Source organism: Arthrobacter humicola (assembly GCF_039531445.1).
In the GTDB taxonomy this organism is placed as follows: Bacteria; Actinomycetota; Actinomycetes; order Actinomycetales; family Micrococcaceae; genus Arthrobacter; species Arthrobacter humicola.
The window spans coordinates 27754-46169 of the sequence record NZ_BAAAQB010000001.1 but is presented as its reverse complement, the minus strand read 5'-3'; the positions used below and the strand labels follow the sequence as shown (position 1 = coordinate 46169).

Below are 18416 nucleotides of genomic sequence, written 5' to 3'. Positions count from 1 at the left end.
ACTCCCGCGGGGGACAGGCCGCGGGCGTCCTGGGCGGCTACGATTCTGGCTATGAACACTGCCGCCGCCCCCGAGGCCATGCGACCGTCGTCGGAACTGGAAGCGGGAAGTCCCGTCTCGCACAAGGGTCGGATCCTCGCGTGGGCGTCGTGGGACTGGGGCTCGGCAGCCTTCAATGCCGTCATGACAACCTTCGTTTTCACCGTCTACCTGACCTCCAGGGCCTTCGGCGGCGAGGACCAAGCCTCGGCGGTCCTGGGCGCCGCGCTGGCCGTTGCCGGCGTGGCCATCGCCCTGCTGGCCCCCGTCACCGGGCAGCGCTCGGACACCGGGGGCCGGCGCAAGCTGTGGCTGGGGGTCAACACGGCCGCCGTCGCGGTCCTGACCGGGCTGTGTTTCTTCGTCTTCCCGCGGCCGGAATTCCTGCTCCTCGGCGTCACGCTGATTGCGCTGGGCAATGTCTTCTTCGAATTCGCGGGCGTCAACTACAACGCCATGCTCGCGCAGATTTCCACCCCGCGGAACATCGGCAAGGTCAGCGGCTTCGGCTGGGGCATGGGGTACCTCGGCGGCATTGTGGCGCTGCTGATTGTGCTCCAACTCTTTGTCCAGCCCAGCTTCGACTGGATTGGCGCCTCCACCGCGGACAGTCTCAACATCCGGCTTGTGGCAGTGTTTTCGGCCCTGTGGTTCTTCATTTTCGCCCTGCCCGTGCTCTTCGCCGTGCCGGAGTTGCCGCGCGCCGGACGGGGCGCGCGGCTGGGCTTCTTCGCCTCCTACGGCCTGCTGGTCCGGCGCATCAAGGCGATCTACCGGACCAGCCCGCACACCATCTACTTCCTCCTCGCAAGCGCCATCTTCCGGGACGGTCTGGCCGCCGTGTTCACCTTCGGCGGCGTGATCGCGGCCGGAACCTTTGGCTTCGAGCTCAAGGACGTCATCTTCTTCGCGATCTTCGGAAATGTCGTGGCGGCCGTCGGGGCCGTTTTCGGTGGCTTCCTGGATGACAGGATCGGGCCGAAGGCCGTGATTATCGCGTCCCTGGCCGGACTGCTGCTCGCGGGCACCGCCATCCTGGTGCTCGGCAACGGAAGCTACGAATTCCTCGGCCTGGCCTGGGCCGGCACCACCACCTTCTGGATCTTCGGTCTCTTCCTGTGCCTCTTCGTGGGACCGGCCCAGTCGTCCTCCCGCGCGTACCTCGCCCGGCTCGCCCCGCACGGGGAATCCGGCGAGCTCTTCGGGCTCTACGCCACCACAGGCCGGGCTGTGAGTTTCATTGCTCCGGCCCTTTTTACCCTGTGCATCACCGTCGCCACCCCCCTCGCGGCCACCGGCGAGGCCCAGCGTTGGGGCATCCTGGGCATCATGGTGGTGCTGCTTGCGGGCCTGCTCGTCCTCCTGCCGGTCAAGGCCCCGGACAGAACCGAAATCGCGGTCGTCCCCGCGGCCTGAGGCGTCCGAATTTCCGGTTCGCGCACTAGGCTGAAGATATGAACGTGGATGAGACGGACCTCCCCGGCCTCGGCCGGCGCAAGGACTTCATGACTGCCTCGGGACGCCGGATCGGCGTGGTCGAATACCGTGAAGGCCAAACGGAACTCATCGTTTCGACCTGGGACGATCCTGATACCTGCCAGGCCTCCATTCCGCTGACGGCGGACGAGGCCGCCGCCCTGGGCAACCTCCTGGGTGGCCAGCGCCTCGCCATGCAGCTCTCGGAAGCCCACCGGGAAGTCCCGGGCATCGTGACGCGCCAGTTCTCAATCAGTGCCGAATCCCCCTTCCACAACCAGCCGATGGGAAAGGCCTGCATCCGGACCCGCAGCGGGGTCTCAATCGTGGCCATCATGCGCGAGGGCGAGGTCCTCCCCTCGCCGGGGCCCGACGTCGTCCTCCACCCCGGCGACCTCCTCGTCGCAGTCGGAACGCAAGAAGGCCTGGACACGGCGGCCAGCATTCTTCGCAACGGATAAGCGGGATGGATCCGCTCGCGCTGACCCTGATCGAGCTGGGGGCTGTCGTCTTCTGTCTCGGCCTGCTGGCCAGACTGGCCGGGCGGATCGGCATGTCCCCTATTCCGCTCTACCTGGTGGGCGGTCTGTTCTTCGGCGCCGGAGGCCTCGTCAAGCTCGAAGGGATGCACGAGTTCGCCCATCTTTCCGGCGAGATCGGCGTCATCCTCCTGCTGCTTATGCTCGGTCTGGAATATACGGCGGCCGAGCTCGTCACCGGGCTGCGGCGGTCCTGGCAGGCCGGCGTCCTGGACCTTCTGCTCAATTTCCTGCCCGGCGCAGGGCTCGCCCTGATACTGGGATGGGGCGTCGTGGGAGCCATGGTGATGGGCGGGGTGACGTACATTTCATCGTCCGGGATCGCGGCGAAAGTCATCACCGATCTTGGCCGGATCGGCAACAGGGAAACCCCGGTGGTCCTCGCCATCCTGGTGTTCGAGGACCTCGCCATGGCCGTGTACCTCCCGATCCTGACCGCCACTCTGGCCGGAGTCAGTTTCCTGATGGGCCTGCAGACCGTGGGCATCTCCCTCGCCGTCGTCACCCTGGTCCTGGTAGTGGCCCTCCGGCACGGCCACCACGTGTCCAAAGCCGTGCACAGTGAGAACTCCGAGGTCTTCCTGCTCAATCTGCTCGGTGCTGCGCTGCTGGTGGCGGGGCTCGCAGCCGCCATGCAGGTCTCCGCGGCGGTAGGCGCGTTCATGCTCGGCATCGCGATTTCCGGCGCCACGGCCCACAGCGCCACCCGCATCCTGGAGCCGCTCCGGGACCTTTTCGCGGCGATCTTCTTTGTTGTCTTTGGCCTCAACACGGACCCACGGTCCATCCCGCCCGTCCTGGGCTGGGCGCTGCTGCTGGCCCTGGTGACGGCAGCCACCAAGATGATCACCGGATTCTGGGCGGCCAAACGGGCCGGCATCGGAATTCCCGGCCGCTTCCGCGCGGGGGCCGCGCTGATCGCGCGCGGCGAGTTCTCCATTGTCATCGCCGGCCTCGCCGTTGCCTCGGGTGTCGTGCCCGCGGATCTGGCGGCCCTCGCCACGGCCTATGTTCTGATCATGGCGATCGCGGGGCCGCTGGCCGCCCGTTTCGTGGAACCAGTCGTCCGGCTGCTGCGCCGCCCGGTCCGGCGCCCGGCTGTCCGGACATCGGGGCAAGCGTAAGCCTGAGACTGCGCCGGAAACGGCCCTAAATGTCGGTGCGGTGGAAATTCAGGTGGCTGCGGCTGGCTGTCGGGCCGCGCTGGCCCTGGTAGCGGTTGCCGTACTCCCCCGAACCGTAGGGGTGCTCGGCGGCCGAGGAAAGCCGGAAGAAGCACAGCTGGCCAATCTTCATGCCGGGCCACAGCTTAATGGGGAGCGTGGCCATGTTGGACAGCTCCAGCGTGACGTGGCCGGAGAACCCGGGGTCGATGAATCCCGCCGTCGAGTGCGTGAGGAGACCGAGCCGGCCGAGCGAGGACTTTCCCTCGAGTCGGGCCGCAATGTCATCCGGCAGCGTCACGGTCTCGTAGGTGGAGCCCAGGACGAACTCGCCCGGGTGCAGGATGAACGGCTCGCCGGATTCCACCTCCACCAGGCGGGTCAGCTCGGGCTGCTCCTCGGCCGGATCAATGTGGGCGTACTTGTGGTTGTCGAACAGCCGGAAGAACTTGTCGATCCTGACGTCCACCGAGGACGGCTGGACCATCGCCGGGTCGAACGGTTCAAGGACAATCCGCTGGGAGTCGATTTCGGTTCGAATGTCGCGGTCAGAGATCAGCACAGGTTCAAAAATACCGCACAGCGCCCGACCCGGCTTCACGGACCGGCACGGACGCCGAGTGTTACTTCCCCGGCCCGTCTATTCCGCGGCGGGCATATGTTCCAGGATGGACTTGAGCCGGTCGAGCTGGCCGACCTCAGCCTTCATCCGACGGCGCAACGGGTTGGTCAGCCGGGCCAGGAATCCCTTGGGCTCGCAGTTCAGGGCGAAGCGGACGCGTGTGCCGGGTCCCTCCGTGCTCAGGTAGTAGCCGCCGTGCGGCCGGGCCGGCCCGGCGATGACCTGGTACTGGATTTCCGCGCCCGGCCGCGCCTCGACGATTTCGAAATCCGCGGCCACAGGGCGTCCGCCCGGTCCGGCGATGGTCTGCCGGTACACGGCGCCTTTGGCGCCGGCCGCACCGGAAAGCAGCTCTACGCTCCGGACCCCGTCCCGCCACAGCGGCAGGTGGCCAGGGTCCATGAGGTAGTTATAGACGCTCATGGCATCGCGGCGGATAACGACGTCGTACTCTGCAAATGCCACGGAAATCCTTGCTCGGCGGACGGTTATTGGGCGTAGCCCGCTTCCCCGGAACTGCAGCTAACCATTTCAGGATAGACAGCACCGGCCACCGCACCGGGTCCTGTGACGGGCTTTCGCCCAAGAGTGTCCGAAGAGTTATGAGACGTGGCGGACGGCGATCCGGCCGCCTATCCGCCAACGCGCGGACGTGGCGTGTTCAACCTCGCCGCCAGACTGGGGTAATGTAAATCTCGTTGTTTCACCGGGGCAGAAGTCCAGCACTTTGGACAGTCCCACTGCGGCTGTAGCTCAATGGTAGAGCGCTAGCTTCCCAAGCTTGATACGCGGGTTCGATTCCCGTCAGCCGCTCCAATCCTCCCCTCCGCCTCCGGCGCTACGCCGCCCCGCTCCGGCCTGCCATTAGGTTCCTACCTGTATCGTCAGAAGTCAGGAACCTCTTCGGTTCCGCTACAGGAGCAATCATGGCTGACAAGTCCCCCCGTCAAGCAGCATCCAAGAAATCCGGCAAATCCATCAAGGAAAAGCGCGCTGACAAGAGGGCCGCATCAGCGCCGGCCAGCTCCCTCGACAAAGTGACCGCTGCCAAGACGGCGAGCCCCAAAAAGAAGTGACCGGGTCCCCGAACCGCCTCACCCTCGGCATCCTCGCCAGCACCCGAAAGCCGGACGAGCGACGCCTCCCCATCCATCCCCTGCACCTGGACCGCATCGCGCCGGAGATCCGGGAGCAGCTGATCCTCGAGGAAGGCTACGGCGAGCGCTTCGGCGTGTCGGACGAGCACCTCGCGCCCCTCGTGGGGCGCATAGCGCCGCGGCAGCAGCTGCTGGCGGACGCCGACGTCGTCCTCTTGCCCAAGCCTCAGCCCGAAGACCTTGCCGAACTCCGCGACGGTCAGGTCCTTTGGGGCTGGCCGCACTGCGTCCAGGACCGGGCCATCACCCAGCTGGCAATCGACAAGAAACTCACGCTCATCGCCTTCGAGGCCATGAACCACTGGGCCAGCGACGGCGGCTTCGGCCTGCACGTCTTCCACAAGAACAACGAGCTCGCCGGCTACTGCTCCGTGCTGCATTCCCTGGCGCTGACCGGGTCCACCGGGGACTACGGCCGCCGGCTGAGCGCCGTCGTGATCGGCTTCGGCGCAACGGCCCGCGGCGCGGTAACCGCCTTGAACGCCCACGGCGTCCATGACGTGCAGGTGCTGACCAACCGCGGTGTTGCCGCGGTGGGCTCGCCCATCCACTCGGTCCGGATCGCGCAGTTCGACCACGACAGCGAAGCGCCGTACCTCAGCGAGGTCATCACCGAGCGCGGGCGCGTGCCGTTGGCACCATTCCTCGCCGAGAGCGACATCGTGGTCAACTGCACCCTGCAGGACCCCAACGCGCCCCTGACCTACCTGCGCACGGAGGACCTGGCCGCTTTCCGGCCCGGGAGCCTGATCGTGGATGTGTCCTGCGACGAGGGCATGGGCTTCAGCTGGGCGAAAACCACCACGTTCGCCAAGCCGATGTTCAAGGTCGGGGACCACATCGACTACTACGCCGTGGACCACAGCCCGTCCTACCTCTGGGATTCCTCCAGCTGGGAGATCAGCGAGGCGCTCCTGCCGTTCCTGGAGACCGTGATTGCCGGCCCCGAAGCCTGGAACGCGAACGAGACCATCCGCCGTGCGATCGAAATCCGCGGCGGCGTCGTCCAGAACCCGGACGTGCTGCAGTTCCAGCAGCGGGAACCGGACCACCCGCACCTGCCGCTGGCCGGTTAGTACCGCCGGCGGCTCGACCCGGGTTTCGGCACGGTTCCGTGCTTTCCGCTGCGAAAAAAGACAGCCGCGGCGTGGATCCACGCCGCGGCTGTCCGGTATCGGCGCGGAAAGCTAGGACGCGGCGGCTGCCTGCCGCCGGCCCTGGCTCGGGACGATCCGCAGCAGCCGGCGCCGGTCCTTCAGATCCACCTTGAGCATGAGCTGCCCCCGCCGTGCCAGGACGACGGCGACGCTTGCCGCGGCGAGCACCGGCACCCCTCCGGAGATGAGGACAGCCGTGTGCGGGTTCGCGTGTTCGGCGAGCCAGCCGATCATCGGGCCGCCGATCGCCTGCCCGCCGATCAGCACCATGATGTACAGGCTCATGACGCGCCCGCGGATTGCCAGGTTGGCGCTGACCTGGACCAGCTGGTTCGCGGCGGTAAGGAACATGAGGCACCAGAACCCGGCCAGCACCATCGCCGCACCGAACCAGGGCATCGACGGCGCCAGGGATGCCAGGCACAACATGAGGCCGTACATTCCGGCGCCCAGGACTACTGAGCGCAGCCGCAGTTCGCGCCGCCGGGCCGAGGTGATGGCCCCGGCCAGCGCCCCGAGTGCCACGAGGGTGTTGAGCAGGCCATAGCCGCCGGCACCGGCGTCGTACACGTGGTCGGCAAACGCGGCCAGCAGCACCGGCAGGCTCATCGCGAACACCGCGATGAACCCGGCCATCAGCCAAGGCCAGTAGATGGTGGGCTTGCTCAGCGCATAGTTCAGCCCTTCCCTCAGCATGCCCCGCCGCTTGGCGACGGGGCTGCTGACATGCAGCTGGTCCGTCCGCAGGCTCAGCAGCATGGACACGGTGAAGCAGCAGGCCACGGCGTTGGCGGCAAAGGCCCAGCCCGCACCGACGGCGGTCAGCAGGATCCCGGCGATGGCAGGACCGATCAGTCCGCCGAGCTGGAAGATCGTGGAATTCACGCTGATTGCGTTGCGCAGGTAGCGGGGACCCACGAGTTCGTTGACGAACACCTGACGCGCCGGCTGGTCCAGCACGGTCACGAGGCCCAGGACCAGCGCGATCCCATACACGTGCGCGACCTCGATCTGCTGGCTGAGGGCCAGCACGGCGAGCGTTGCCGCCAACAGCGCGGCGACGGACTGGCACAGCATGAGGATCTTCCGCTTCGCGAAGCGGTCCGCCATCATGCCGGCCCAGGGGCCGAGGAACAGGGACGGCAGGAACTGCAGGGCCACAGTGATCCCGACGGCGGTGACTGACCCGGAGAGCTGGAGCACCAGCCAGTCCTGGGCGATCCGCTGCATCCAGAGCGCGATCACGGCGATGAAATGGCCGATCGCGAAGATGCGGAAATTACGGACGTTCAGGGAGATGAACGTGTGGCGCCACGGCAGGCGCTCGTTGACGACGGCGATCGGTTGGGTGATGGTGTCTGGCAGGGCGGCTGCGTTAGCCTCGAGCGGCGGAGAGGGTGCCACGGCAAAGTCCTCAAAAGAGCGGGCGAGCGGGATGGACTTAACGCTAGGCTGGCCCCAAGAGATTATGGAAGCCTATTCAGCGCATAACTAGCATTACAAAACGCAATACATCGTTCGCAATGCACGCCCCGAGCCGCCCGATCCGGGAGACCAACATGTTCGAACCCGCCCAGCTCCGCTCCTTCCTGGCCGTGGCCGAAACCCTGAGTTTCACGAAGGCCGCGGAACGCCTCGGCCTGGCGCAGCCCACCGTCAGCCAGCACGTCCGCAAGCTGGAGGCGTCCGCCAAGCGCGTGCTGATCGCCCGGGACACCCGCGACGTGCGGCTGACGGACAACGGCGATGCCATGGCCGGGTTTGCCCGGAGCATCCTCGCCGCGCACGACGCCGCCGCCCGGTATTTCTCCGGATCGGCCATGCGCGGGCGCCTGCGCTTCGGCACAGCCGACGACCTCGCCATCACCGGGCTGCCCCGCATTCTCCGGGAGTTCCGCCAGATCTATCCGCAGATCAACCTCGAGCTCACGGTGGGCCAGAGCGACCAGCTCTACAAGCGCCTCAACGCGGGGCAACTGGATCTGGTCTTTGTGAAATGGGTGGCGGGGGCCAAGGACGGGACCGTGGTCCAGCAGGACGCTTTTGCCTGGGTGGGGCTGGAACAGACCGTGCTGGATCCGGCCGATCCGGTGCCGCTGATCGCGTACCCCTCCCCCAGCCTGAGCCGGAAGCTCGCGATCGACGCCCTTGAGGCCACCGGCCGGACCTGGCGGATCACCTGCACCACTCGGCAGATCAGCGGCGTGCTGGCCGCCGTCCGGGCCGGCATCGGGGTGGCCGTGATGCCCTTCTCGCTGGTCCCGGAGGATCTGAAGATCATTACCCGCCGCTTCGATCTGCCGCCCGTGGGCGACGTCGATTTCACCCTCATCCGCAATCCCCTGGCCAATACCGAAGTGATCGATGCGCTCACCCAGGCGATCGTGGGCCGGACTTTGAAGCGCCCGGCCTAAGGCGCGGGCGGCCCGCCGGCCCGTCCATGGCATCGACTCCACGGGATCTAGTCTGCGGCACACGTGGGCAGCGTACTTACCTGACAGACCACGCAGGTAGCGAGGAGTACTTACTTGACCATTGAACGGTGCAGGTACTTCATCTATCCTGACACTACTCAAGATTAATCGTCCGAGGTCAAGCAGAGGCCCACGACAACGATTCGAAAAAACGAACGCTGTCCGTCGCTGATGCCCTGTGGCTGGCGCCAGAGCGTTCGGGATAGGCCGACAATGATGCCAGCCATAAACCACCCCCGTCTGTCCGCACCGGCCGCCGCCCACGCGACTACGTCCGCCCGACCGGCAACGTCCCCGATGCGTCACGGCGCCACGATTCAGCACCCCGCTACCACCCAGTACTCCAGCCTGGGCCGCGGGGGAATTCGCCCGGCCACCTTGGCGGAGTCCGATTTTGTTGCCAGCCCGTTCTGCGAACGCTGCGGCACGGACGAATTCATCTACCTGGAGACCTTCATCCCGGCCGCGCACCGCCGGGACGGCTCCGTCAGCAAGCTCGGCGAGGTCACCTACTTCTGCTCCGGCTGCGATGACTTCTCGGCCCACGCGGTCCCGGCCTCGTGGGTGCCGCCAGGCTGGTACTTCGGCTAGGCGGCTCCGCGCTTAACGCCATCGCCGCCGCGCCGCACCCAACGGTGCTGCACGGCGGCGACGGCGTTTTAGCACGCCCGGCCTAGAGTTCTGGCACGCTCGGGCTAAATCAGGGCATCCGAGATGTGGTTCGGGGTGCCGAATCGGTGCGCTGTGATGCTGATGGCCTGCTCGTGCAGGAACGGCAGCATTTCCACGCGTCCGGCTTCGGTGACCGGGTGGAAGTAGACCGCCAGGTCCGGGCGGCCGCCGGTGGCCTCGGCCAGTGCCTTGGCGTTTCCGCCGATCAGCCGGATCCGGGCGCCGGACAGCTTGCCTGCCGCGGCGAGCGTGCCGGCGGAAGCCAGCCAGTCGGCGTCGTTCTCCACGGTGACGGCGATGCCGAGGCCGGACAGGACGGCGCTCAGCTGGGCGGGCAGTTCGACGGCGGTCGAGACTGTGAGGGCGGACCCGGCGAGGACACCGGCGGCCACGGTCCGGACGAGGCCGGCGAGCGGTTCGCCTTCGGCGAGGCGGACCGTGACGGGCAGGGCGCGGTAGCGGAAGACGTTGCGTTCGGCGCTCAGGCCCGACACGTCCTTGGCGGTGCCGAATTCCTCGGCCCAGGCCCGGGCATCGGAAGCCAGGGCGCGCTGCAGCGGCGCGATCTCGTCGGCTGTCAGGAAGCCTTTGGCCGCGTCTTCGATCCGGCGTACTCCCGTGTGGGCGGGGGCAGCGGCCGGGGTGACGGCGGCGGTGCTGGGCTTGCTGGCCCATTCGCCGAGGCCGACGAGGTAGTTCGGGCCGCCGGCCTTGGTGCCGGCGCCGACGGCGGATTTCTTCCAGCCGCCGAACGGCTGGCGCTGGACGATCGCTCCGGTGATGCCGCGGTTGACGTAGAGGTTTCCGGCCTGGATGGTGTCCAGCCAGAGGCCGAGCTCCTCGCTGTTGAGCGAGTGCAGGCCCGCGGTGAGGCCGTAGTCGATCTGGTTCTGGATCGCGATGGCCTCCTCCAGGGTCTCCGCCGTCATGACGCCCAGGACGGGACCGAAGAATTCGGTGAGGTGGAAGTAGGATCCGCGCCGGACGCCCGAGCGCACGCCGGGGCTCCAGAGTTTGCCGGTGGCATCCAGCTTCCGCGGTTCCACGGCCCAGGTTTCACCCTCGCCGAGGGTGGTCAGCGCGTTGAGGAGCTTGCCGCTGGCGGGCTCGATGATCGGACCCATCTGGGTCGCCGGGTCCTCCGGGTATCCGACCTTCAGCGAGGTGACGGCGTCGATCAGCTGGTTGTGGAACCGCTTCGACGTGGCAACGGAACCGACCAGGATCACGAGCGAGGCGGCGGAGCACTTCTGGCCGGCGTGGCCGAACGCGGAGTAGGCCACGTCCTTGGCCGCAAGGTCCAGGTCCGCGCTCGGGGTGACGATGATGGCGTTCTTGCCGCTGGTCTCGGCCAGGAGCGGCAGGTCCTTGCGGAAGGACCGGAACAGCTCGGCGGTCTCGTAGCCGCCGGTCAGGATGACGCGGTCCACGGCCGGGTGGGAGACCAACTGCTGGCCGAGTTCCCGCTCACCCAGCTGCACCATGGTCAGGACGTCCCGCGGGACACCGGCCTCCCAGAGAGCCTCGATCATCACGGCACCGCTGCGGCGGGCCTGCTTGGCGGGCTTGATCACGACGGCGGAGCCAGCGGCGAGGGCGGCCAGGGTGGAGCCGGCCGGGATGGCGACCGGGAAATTCCACGGCGGGGTCACGACGGTGAGCTTGGACGGGACGAAGGTGGCGCCGTCGACGTCGTCGAGCTTGCGGGCCGATTCGGCGTAGTAGTGCGCGAAGTCGACGGCCTCGCTGACCTCGGGGTCGCCCTGATCGATCGTCTTGCCGGTCTCGGATGCCATGACCTCGAGGAGGTCGGCGCGGCGGGCCTCGAGGACGTCGCCGGCCCGGTGCAGGATTTCGGCGCGCTCGGCGCCGGAGAGTGCGCCCCAGGCCTTGCCCTTTTCGACGGCGGTGGCGATGACCGCGTTCAGGGTGGCCTCGTCGTTGATCGTGGCGGCCTCGACGGCGGCGTTGCCCAGCGTGGAGCTCGCCACGCGGCCCAGGATGGCACGGCCCCAGTCGCGGTTGGCGGGCAGCGAGGGATCGGTGTCAGGGGTGTTCTCGAACGCATCGTGCGGCAGCGGCGCGGCCGGGAGGGCTCGGTTCTGCCGGCGGTTCGGCGGCGGAACCTCGTCGTCGAGCTTGGCGAGGGAGGCGAGGAAGCGCTGCTTCTCACGCTCGAACAGCGTTTCGTTCTCGCTGAGCTCGAAGACGGCGGACATGAAGTTGTCCTGGCTGGCGCCCTCTTCGAGGCGGCGGATCAGGTAAGCGATCGCGACGTCGAACTCGGCCGGGTGGACCACCGGGGTGTAGAGCAGGAGGGAGCCGACGTCCTTCTTGACGGCTTCAGCCTGGCCCTGGGCCATGCCAAGCAGCATCTCGAATTCGATACCGGATTCCACGCCGCGCTGCTTGGCCAGCAGCCAGGCGAAGGCGATATCGAAGAGGTTGTGGCCGGCGACGCCGATCCGGACGTTTTGGATCCGGTCGGGGTGCAGCGAGTAGTTGATGACGCGCTTGTAGTTGGTGTCCGAATCCTGCTTGGTGTTCCAGGTGGCGAGCGGCCAGTCGTGCAGGGAGGCTTCCACCTGCTCCATCGGCAGGTTGGCGCCCTTGACGACGCGGACCTTGATCGCGGCGCCACCCTGGGCGCGGCGGGCCGCGGCCCAGTCCTGCAGGCGGATCATGGCGGCGACGGCGTCGGGCAGGTACGCCTGGAGCACGATGCCGGCCTCGAGGTTCTTGAACTCGGGCTTGTCCAGGATCCGGGTGAAGACCGCGATGGTCATGTCCAGGTCCTTGTATTCCTCCATGTCCAGGTTGATGAACTTGGCCTTCTGTCCGCCGGCGGCAAACGACGCCGCGCGGGTGAAGAGCGGGGTCAGCTTCTCCACGACGTGCTCCACGGCCTCATCGAACGCCCACGCGGAGTGCGGGGCCACCGTGGAGGAGACCTTGATGGAGACGTAGTCGACGTCCGGGCGGGACAGCAGGGCATGGGTGCCCTCGAGCCGGCGGGAAGCCTCGTGTTCGCCTAGGACCGCTTCGCCGAGGAGGTTGACGTTGAGCTTGATGCCGTCCCTGCGGATCTTGGCGATGGCCGGACCGAGCTTGGCGTCAGTGGCGTCGACGATGAGGTGGCCGACCATTTCACGGAGCACGCGGCGGGCCACCGGGATGACCACCTGAGGCAGGACCGGGGCCATGGTGCCGCCGAGGCGGACGGCGCTGCGCATGTACCAGGGCAGGAACGCCGGGACCTTGGGGGCCAGGGCGGCGAGGTTGCGGGCGGCAACCTGCAGGTCTTCCGGACGGACGACGCCGTCGACGAATCCGACCGTGAAGTCCAGGCCGTTCGGGTCTTTCAGGACTCCGGCGAGCTGCTCGGCCGAGGCGTCGACGGGAACCGTGGCGGCTTCGGTGAGCCAGTGGCGCACCAGCGCGATGGTGTCCTCGGCCAGGGCTGCGGCTTCAAGGACCGTCGAGCCTTCCGAAACCGCGGCGTGCGCGGCTTCATTGCCCGCGGCGCTGCCGGTGGTCGCGCCGGACTCAGTGGAGATGTTGGTCATGGCTGAAACTCGTTCTTTCTCAAGATGTGGACCTCTTATGAATCAGTATGCGACCGTATTTTCATAAGATAAAGCGATGTTTTCTGAGCAATACCAGTTAGAAAAACCGAACTTTCAACCACGTTGCGCTATCACTTGTGGTCCCCAAGACCTGTGGATGGGAGCCATAAGTGATAGCGCAACGGGGAGGTGGGGTAGTTATGCCAGAGGGCGGTGCATCTCCACGATTTCTTCGTGCCGCGGGCTGTCCGGGTTCATTAGCGAGTTCTTGCGGCCGTACGTGAAGTAGATGATCAGGCCGACCACGAGCCAGACGCCGAACCGCAGCCAGGTCTCCCAGTGCAGCTGGAACATCAGGAACAGCGAGGCGAACACGCCGAACGCGGGAACGACGGGCATCAGCGGCAGGCGGAAGGTCCGCGGGGCCTCGGGCTTCCTGTAGCGGAACACGATCACCGAGGTGCAGACGACGACGAACGCGGCCAGAATACCGATGTTGGTCAAGTCCGCCACGGCCTTGATCGGGAGGATGCCGGCCAGGATGGCGGAGGCGGCGCCGGCGATCCAGGTCACGCGCTGCGGCGTGCCGTGCCGGTCCGTCTTGGCGAACCAGCCCGGCAGGAGGCCGTCGCGGCTCATCGAGAACCAGACGCGGGTGACGCCGAGTAGGAAGGTCAGCATTACGGTCAGGATGGACAGGACCGCGAACACGGAGATGATCGTTGCGATCACCGGCAGTCCGACGCTGTTGAAGGCGGAGGCGAAGCCGGCCTTGGGGTCGATCTCCGTGTAGTGCTGCATTCCGGTGAGCACCAGGGTGGCGGCGACGTAGAGCAGCATGGCGATGATCAGCGAGTAGATGATCGCCTTCGGCATGTGCTTCTTGCCGTCCGTCGCCTCCTCCGCCGCGGTGCTCATGGCGTCGTAGCCGAACACGGCGAAGAACACGGTCGCGGAGCCAGCCACCACGGGCCCGAAACCGCTGGGCATGAAGGGGTCGTAGTTTTTGGTGTTGATGTAGAAGATGCCCAGGCCGATGATGAACAGGATCAGTACCACCTTGATGGCTACGGCTATCAGCTCGAAGCGCCCAAAGGTCTTCGTGCCGCGGGAGAGGATCCAGGTCACCAGCAGGCAGACGAGGATGGCGGGAAGGTTGATAATGCCGCCCGTTCCCTCATCCGGCGTCGCTGTCATCCAGGCGGGCATATGGATGCCGATGCCGGACAGGAAGGCATCGAAGTAGCCCGAGATGCCGATGGCCACCACGGCCACGATCGCGATGTACTCCAGCAGCAGGTCCCACCCGATGAACCAGCCGATTACCTCGCCGAGGGCAACGTAGCCGTACGTATATGCCGAGCCGGCCCGCGGGATCATGCCGGCGAACTCGGCGTAGGACAGTGCCGCGGCAGCGGATGCCAGTCCCGCGATCAGGAACGAGACGAGCACCGCCGGGCCGACGCCGGGCTCGCTCGCACTGCCATGCGCCACAAGGCCCGCCAGCGAGAAGATGCCGACGCCGATAATACCGCCGACGCCGATGGCCGTCAGCTGCCAGAGCCCCAGGCTCCTGTGCAATCCGCTGTGCTTGTTTTCTTCTTCAATGTCGTCGATGGGCTTGCGCCGCATGATCGACCGCGCCAAATCTTGTGTAGCCACCAGGGCCTCCTAATTTAGGTGTGATGCCCATCAATCCACCCTGTGATGGGGGTAACCGAGCGACAACAGTATGCAAGCCCGATTGCATTAGATAAAGTGAATTCTCTTAAGTAATAACCATTAGAATTACCAAAGGATTACCGATGCTCGACGTCCGGCGTTTGCGACTGCTGCGCGAACTGAAGATCCGGGGCACACTGGCCGAAGTGGCCGAAGCGCTCCAGTACAGCCCATCGTCAGTTTCCCAGCAACTGGCACTCCTTGAGAAGGAGGCCGGGGTGGAACTCCTCCGGAAAACCGGCCGCCGGGTGCAGCTAACCCCCCAAGCCGAAGTCCTCGTAGCCCATACGTCCCAGCTTCTGGAGACCCTGGAGCAGGCCGAGGCGGACCTGGCAGCGTCCCTGACCACGGTCACCGGCACCGTGCGGATCGCCGTGTTCCAGTCCGCCGCACTGGCCCTCATGCCGGGCACCCTGACCCGGATGACCTCCAGCTACCCGGAGGTCAGGGTAGAGATGACCCAGCGGGAACCGGAGACGGCCCTCCACGAGACGTGGGCTCGCGACTTCGACCTCGTGATCGCCGAACAGTATCCGGGCCACGCCGCCCCGCACTACGCCGAACTGGACCGCGTGGCCCTGACCAGGGACGCCATCCGGCTGGCCGTTCCGCCCTCCTCGCCGGGGCGCACCGCCATCAGGACGCTGGCGGATACCGCGGGGCTGCCCTGGGTGATGGAACCCCGCGGGGCGGCCTCCCGGCACTGGGCCGAGCAGGCGTGCCGGAGCGCCGGATTTGAGCCCGATGTCCGCTTCGAAACCGCCGACCTGCAGGCCCAGATCCGGCTGATCGAATCCGGAAATGCGGTGGCCCTGATGCCGGACCTCGTGTGGACCGGCCGCGGCACCAGCGCGCAGCTCCTGGACCTGCCCGGGAATCCGCACCGCACGGTGTTCACCTCGGTGCGGCGCTCCAGCGCCAAACGGCCGGCCCTGCTCGCCGCCCGGGAAATCCTGGCGGCGACGGCGGCATCCATCGTTCCGGCGGCGGCCGCCGGCACGCTGGGCCCGGCCCCCGCGGACCGGCCCGGCTGACCGGAGGGGTGTGCAGTGGGCCACAGCGCCGGCGTCGGCCCCGCGTTAGACTGGTGACGTTATGAATCGCACAATGTTCAAATCCAAGATCCACCGCGCGACGGTCACGCACGCGGACCTTCACTATGTCGGTTCCGTCACCGTGGACCTGGATCTGCTGGAGGCCGCCGACATCCTCCCCGGTGAGCTCGTGGCGATCGTCGACGTCACCAACGGCGCCCGGCTCGAGACCTACACGATTGCCGGCGAACGCGGGTCTGGAGTGATCGGCATCAACGGCGCCGCCGCCCACCTGATGCACGAGAACGACATCGTCATCCTCATCACTTACGCGCAGATGACCACGGACGAGGCAAAGGCGTACAACCCCAAGGTGGTCCACGTGGATCAGGACAACAAGATTGTCCAGATCGGCAACGACCCCGCGGAGGGCATGACGCCGGGCCTCCTGCGCCCGCCCCACTCGCTGAACAACGCAGCGCTGAACTAAGAATCGCCGCCTCCGGGCGTAATAGGGCGGTCCGCCGAATAAAGCTGATTACTCTGGAACGGTGACCTTCGCCCGCCGCCCTTCCGCCCCGCCACGGAGGTCCGCGTGCTAGGGGTTCTGGCAGGCTTCTTCGTCGTCTGGTCCATCATCCTGGTCGGCATGTTCGTGGGCCGGCGCAACATCCTGGGCGAGAACGCCCGCTCCGTCCTCAGCGCCCTGACCTTCTTTGTCGCGAGCCCGGCCCTGCTCTTCGAGACGCTCAGCAAGGCGAAACTGCATGACGTCTTTGCCGCGCCGCTGCTCGTGACTGCCGTTGGAGCCCTGACGACGGCGGTGCTGTTCTTTGGCATTGTGCGCTTCGCGCTCAAACGCCCGGCCCCGGAAGCCCTCATCTCCTCCATGAGCGCGTCCCTTGCCAACTCCGCCAACCTCGGCATTCCCATCGCCGTCTTCGTGCTCGGAGACGCGAGCTACGTGGCGCCCCTGCTCATCTTCCAGCTGGCCTTTTTCACTCCCATGTTCCTCATGGCGCTGGATGCCACCACCAGCTCGCACCGCACCACGCCGCTGACATTCCTGCTCATGATCCTGCGGAACCCGATGATCGTGGGGTCCGCGCTGGGCCTCGTGGTGGCCGGGACCGGCTGGCAGGTGCCGGCACTGGTCATGGAGCCCATCCACCTGATCGGCGGGGCCGCCATCCCTGCCATGCTGATCGCGTTCGGCATGAGCCTGAACGGATCCCGGCCCCTGCATCCGGCCACCGGGCGCCGGCTGGACACCCTGCTGGCGAGCTTCTTCAAGCTCGTTGTCCACCCCCTGGTGGCCTACCTGTTTGCCCGCTTTGCCCTCGGCATGCAGGAGCAGGCATTGTTCGCCGCCGTCGTCACGGCAGCCCTGCCCACGGCACAAAACGTGTTTGTCGCGGCCAGCCGGTACGGCACCGGCGTCACAGTAGCCAAAGACACGGTGCTGATCACTACCGTAGTAGCTGTGCCGGCCATGATCGGCGTGGCCCTGCTGCTGGCCTGACCCGCTTTGGCGGCCCGGCACCAATCCCCGAGGAGGACCCTTGAATACAACCCTGGACACGGTCGTCATCGGCGGCGGCGCGATGGGCTCCGCCACCGCCTGGGCGCTGGCCCGGCGCGGCCGGGACGTGACCTTGCTGGAGCAGTTCGGGCCCGGCCACCGCAACGGCGCCTCCCACGGCACCACCCGGAACTTCAACCCCGGCTACGCGGATCCCGACTACGTCGCCATGCTGGCCGAGTCCGTGCGGCTGTGGAACGAGCTCGAAGCGGACAGCGGCGAGCGACTGCTGGCCCTGACCGGCGTCGTGAACCACGGCACCGATCCGCGGCTGCCCGAGATCCGGAGCGCCCTGCTCGCCGCCGGGCTCCGCGCGGAGTTCCTCGCCGTCGAGGAAGCCGCAGAGCGCTGGCGGGGCATCCGGTTCGACCAGCGTGTCCTGCACATGGCGGACGGCGGCCAGCTGAACCCGGACGCCGCATTGCCGGCGATGCAGCGCCTCGCCGCCGGCCACGGCGCCGAGATCCGCCATCACGTGAAGGTCCTGGAGCTGAAAGTGCTCGACGACGGCGTCCGGCTCACGCTCGAGTCCGGCGGCGTGACGGAGGTGCTTTCCGCGCGGCAGGCCGTGGTCACCGCCGGCGGCTGGACCACCAAGCTGCTCGCCGGTGTGGCCCCCGTGCCCCGGCTGACCGTCACCCAGGAGCAGCCCGCGCATTTCGCCATCACGGACCCCGACGCCCAGTGGCCGGGGTTCAACCACATGCCTGGACACGGGGATGCCTACCGGTACTGGCGTTCGCCGGTTTACGGCATGCACACGCCGGGCGAGGGCATCAAGGCCGGCTGGCACGGGGCGGGCCCCGTGGTGGACCCGGACAACCGGTCCTTCACGGCGGAGCCCGAACAGCGGGCGGCCCTGCAACGGTACGCCCGGGAGTGGCTGCCCGGGGTCGACGCCGACGCCCTCACCGACGTCAGCTGCACCTACACGACCACTGTGGATGAGAACTTTGTCCTGGACAGGATCGGCCCGGTGGTCATTGGCGCCGGCTTCTCCGGCCACGGGTTCAAGTTCACTACGGCCGTCGGCCGGATCCTGGCCGACCTCGCCACCGGCGACGGCGGCGCGCCGGCCATCTTCTCGGCATCCCGGGCACGGGTGCGCTGACTCCCGCGGGGGCGAATCGACGTTCTGTCCGGCCCTGCACGAAGCAACGCGGGGATCCTTCGCGCCCATCCCGGGCCCCAGCATGGGCGCGATGTGACCCCG

At 67.1% G+C, this 18416-nt stretch carries 16 protein-coding genes and 1 tRNA gene; 12 read left to right on the top strand and 5 right to left on the bottom strand.

The window, feature by feature from the left end; all coding sequences use genetic code 11:
* Positions 1–51 precede the first annotated feature (51 nt).
* Genes ABD243_RS00180 through ABD243_RS00170 form a run of 3 tightly spaced genes read left to right on the top strand, consistent with a single transcriptional unit; the run spans position 52 to position 3178 of the window.
* Positions 52–1455: an MFS transporter gene (locus ABD243_RS00180; RefSeq protein WP_344360689.1), complete on the top strand. Its 1404-nt coding sequence runs from the start codon at positions 52–54 to the stop codon at positions 1453–1455.
* Positions 1456–1493: 38 nt separating this feature from the next.
* A complete protein-coding gene (locus ABD243_RS00175; RefSeq protein WP_091254529.1) occupies positions 1494–1976 on the top strand; it encodes a cation:proton antiporter regulatory subunit in 483 nt (160 codons plus the stop codon).
* A 5-nt stretch (positions 1977–1981) separates the two neighbouring features.
* On the top strand, positions 1982–3178 hold the full coding sequence (locus tag ABD243_RS00170) for a cation:proton antiporter (protein WP_116767897.1): 1197 nt from the start codon (positions 1982–1984) through the stop codon (positions 3176–3178).
* A 25-nt stretch (positions 3179–3203) separates the two neighbouring features.
* On the opposite strand, the gene dcd is transcribed toward ABD243_RS00170, so the two are convergent.
* A complete protein-coding gene (gene dcd / locus ABD243_RS00165; RefSeq protein ID WP_091254534.1) occupies positions 3204–3779 on the bottom strand; it encodes a dCTP deaminase in 576 nt (191 codons plus the stop codon).
* A 78-nt stretch (positions 3780–3857) separates the two neighbouring features.
* Positions 3858–4304, bottom strand: a complete 447-nt coding sequence (locus tag ABD243_RS00160) for an SRPBCC family protein (protein ID WP_344360681.1) — start codon at positions 4302–4304, stop codon at positions 3858–3860.
* A 277-nt stretch (positions 4305–4581) separates the two neighbouring features.
* On the opposite strand from ABD243_RS00160, the gene ABD243_RS00155 reads away from it, so the two are divergent.
* The 3 genes from ABD243_RS00155 to ABD243_RS00145 all read left to right on the top strand — a co-directional run bounded on the left by ABD243_RS00155 (position 4582) and on the right by ABD243_RS00145 (position 6072).
* A tRNA-Gly gene (locus tag ABD243_RS00155) sits at positions 4582–4655 on the top strand.
* 110 nt (positions 4656–4765) lie between these two features.
* Positions 4766–4915 carry a hypothetical protein gene (locus tag ABD243_RS00150; RefSeq protein WP_018774018.1) on the top strand — a complete coding sequence of 50 codons (150 nt, stop codon included), beginning with the start codon at positions 4766–4768 and terminating at the stop codon, positions 4913–4915.
* The gene (locus ABD243_RS00145) at positions 4912–6072 is read left to right on the top strand and encodes a N(5)-(carboxyethyl)ornithine synthase (RefSeq protein WP_344360678.1); all 1161 of its coding nucleotides are present in this window, start codon (positions 4912–4914) and stop codon (positions 6070–6072) included. Before ABD243_RS00150 ends, ABD243_RS00145 begins: the two co-directional genes overlap by 4 nt.
* A 111-nt stretch (positions 6073–6183) precedes the next feature.
* On the opposite strand, the gene ABD243_RS00140 is transcribed toward ABD243_RS00145, so the two are convergent.
* Entirely contained in the window at positions 6184–7557 is a 1374-nt protein-coding gene (locus ABD243_RS00140; protein WP_344360676.1) for an MFS transporter, read from the bottom strand.
* A 155-nt stretch (positions 7558–7712) separates the two neighbouring features.
* Here ABD243_RS00140 and ABD243_RS00135 point away from each other — a divergent pair, with 155 nt between their 5' ends.
* Together ABD243_RS00135 and ABD243_RS00130 are read left to right on the top strand one after the other, a co-directional pair.
* Positions 7713–8567: a LysR substrate-binding domain-containing protein gene (locus ABD243_RS00135; RefSeq protein WP_344360673.1), complete on the top strand. Its 855-nt coding sequence runs from the start codon at positions 7713–7715 to the stop codon at positions 8565–8567.
* Between the two features lie 273 nt (positions 8568–8840).
* Positions 8841–9218, top strand: coding sequence for a hypothetical protein (locus ABD243_RS00130; protein WP_237563498.1), 378 nt, complete (start codon positions 8841–8843; stop codon positions 9216–9218).
* Between the two features lie 104 nt (positions 9219–9322).
* On the opposite strand, the gene ABD243_RS00125 is transcribed toward ABD243_RS00130, so the two are convergent.
* Positions 9323–12865: a bifunctional proline dehydrogenase/L-glutamate gamma-semialdehyde dehydrogenase gene (locus ABD243_RS00125; RefSeq protein ID WP_344360668.1), complete on the bottom strand. Its 3543-nt coding sequence runs from the start codon at positions 12863–12865 to the stop codon at positions 9323–9325.
* Positions 12866–13063: 198 nt separating this feature from the next.
* The gene (locus tag ABD243_RS00120; RefSeq protein ID WP_202615904.1) at positions 13064–14497 is read right to left on the bottom strand and encodes an amino acid permease; all 1434 of its coding nucleotides are present in this window, start codon (positions 14495–14497) and stop codon (positions 13064–13066) included.
* Between the two features lie 173 nt (positions 14498–14670).
* On the opposite strand from ABD243_RS00120, the gene ABD243_RS00115 reads away from it, so the two are divergent.
* The 4 genes from ABD243_RS00115 (at position 14671) to ABD243_RS00100 (ending at position 18314) form a co-directional block, all read left to right on the top strand.
* Complete coding sequence (locus tag ABD243_RS00115; RefSeq protein WP_116767905.1) at positions 14671–15621, top strand: LysR family transcriptional regulator; 951 nt, start codon at positions 14671–14673, stop codon at positions 15619–15621.
* 61 nt (positions 15622–15682) lie between these two features.
* Positions 15683–16111 (top strand): aspartate 1-decarboxylase, encoded by a 429-nt coding sequence (gene panD, locus ABD243_RS00110; RefSeq protein WP_202615903.1) that lies wholly within the window; start codon positions 15683–15685, stop codon positions 16109–16111.
* Between the two features lie 105 nt (positions 16112–16216).
* The gene (locus tag ABD243_RS00105; protein ID WP_344360661.1) at positions 16217–17143 is read left to right on the top strand and encodes an AEC family transporter; all 927 of its coding nucleotides are present in this window, start codon (positions 16217–16219) and stop codon (positions 17141–17143) included.
* Positions 17144–17183: 40 nt separating this feature from the next.
* Entirely contained in the window at positions 17184–18314 is a 1131-nt protein-coding gene (locus ABD243_RS00100) for an FAD-dependent oxidoreductase (protein WP_344360658.1), read from the top strand.
* Positions 18315–18416: the final 102 nt, after the last annotated feature.

Excerpts from the sequence above, each read along its gene's own strand:
- ABD243_RS00180 (WP_344360689.1), top strand. The coding sequence starts at position 52 with ATGAACACTGCCGCCGCCCCCGAGGCCATGCGACCGTCGTCGGAACTG.
- ABD243_RS00175 (WP_091254529.1), top strand. The coding sequence starts at position 1,494 with ATGAACGTGGATGAGACGGACCTCCCCGGCCTCGGCCGGCGCAAGGAC.
- ABD243_RS00170 (WP_116767897.1), top strand. The coding sequence starts at position 1,982 with ATGGATCCGCTCGCGCTGACCCTGATCGAGCTGGGGGCTGTCGTCTTC.
- ABD243_RS00150 (WP_018774018.1), top strand. The coding sequence starts at position 4,766 with ATGGCTGACAAGTCCCCCCGTCAAGCAGCATCCAAGAAATCCGGCAAA.
- ABD243_RS00135 (WP_344360673.1), top strand. The coding sequence starts at position 7,713 with ATGTTCGAACCCGCCCAGCTCCGCTCCTTCCTGGCCGTGGCCGAAACC.
- ABD243_RS00130 (WP_237563498.1), top strand. The coding sequence starts at position 8,841 with ATGATGCCAGCCATAAACCACCCCCGTCTGTCCGCACCGGCCGCCGCC.
- ABD243_RS00125 (WP_344360668.1), bottom strand. The coding sequence starts at position 12,865 with ATGACCAACATCTCCACTGAGTCCGGCGCGACCACCGGCAGCGCCGCG.
- ABD243_RS00120 (WP_202615904.1), bottom strand. The coding sequence starts at position 14,497 with ATGCGGCGCAAGCCCATCGACGACATTGAAGAAGAAAACAAGCACAGC.
- ABD243_RS00115 (WP_116767905.1), top strand. The coding sequence starts at position 14,671 with ATGCTCGACGTCCGGCGTTTGCGACTGCTGCGCGAACTGAAGATCCGG.
- panD (WP_202615903.1), top strand. The coding sequence starts at position 15,683 with ATGAATCGCACAATGTTCAAATCCAAGATCCACCGCGCGACGGTCACG.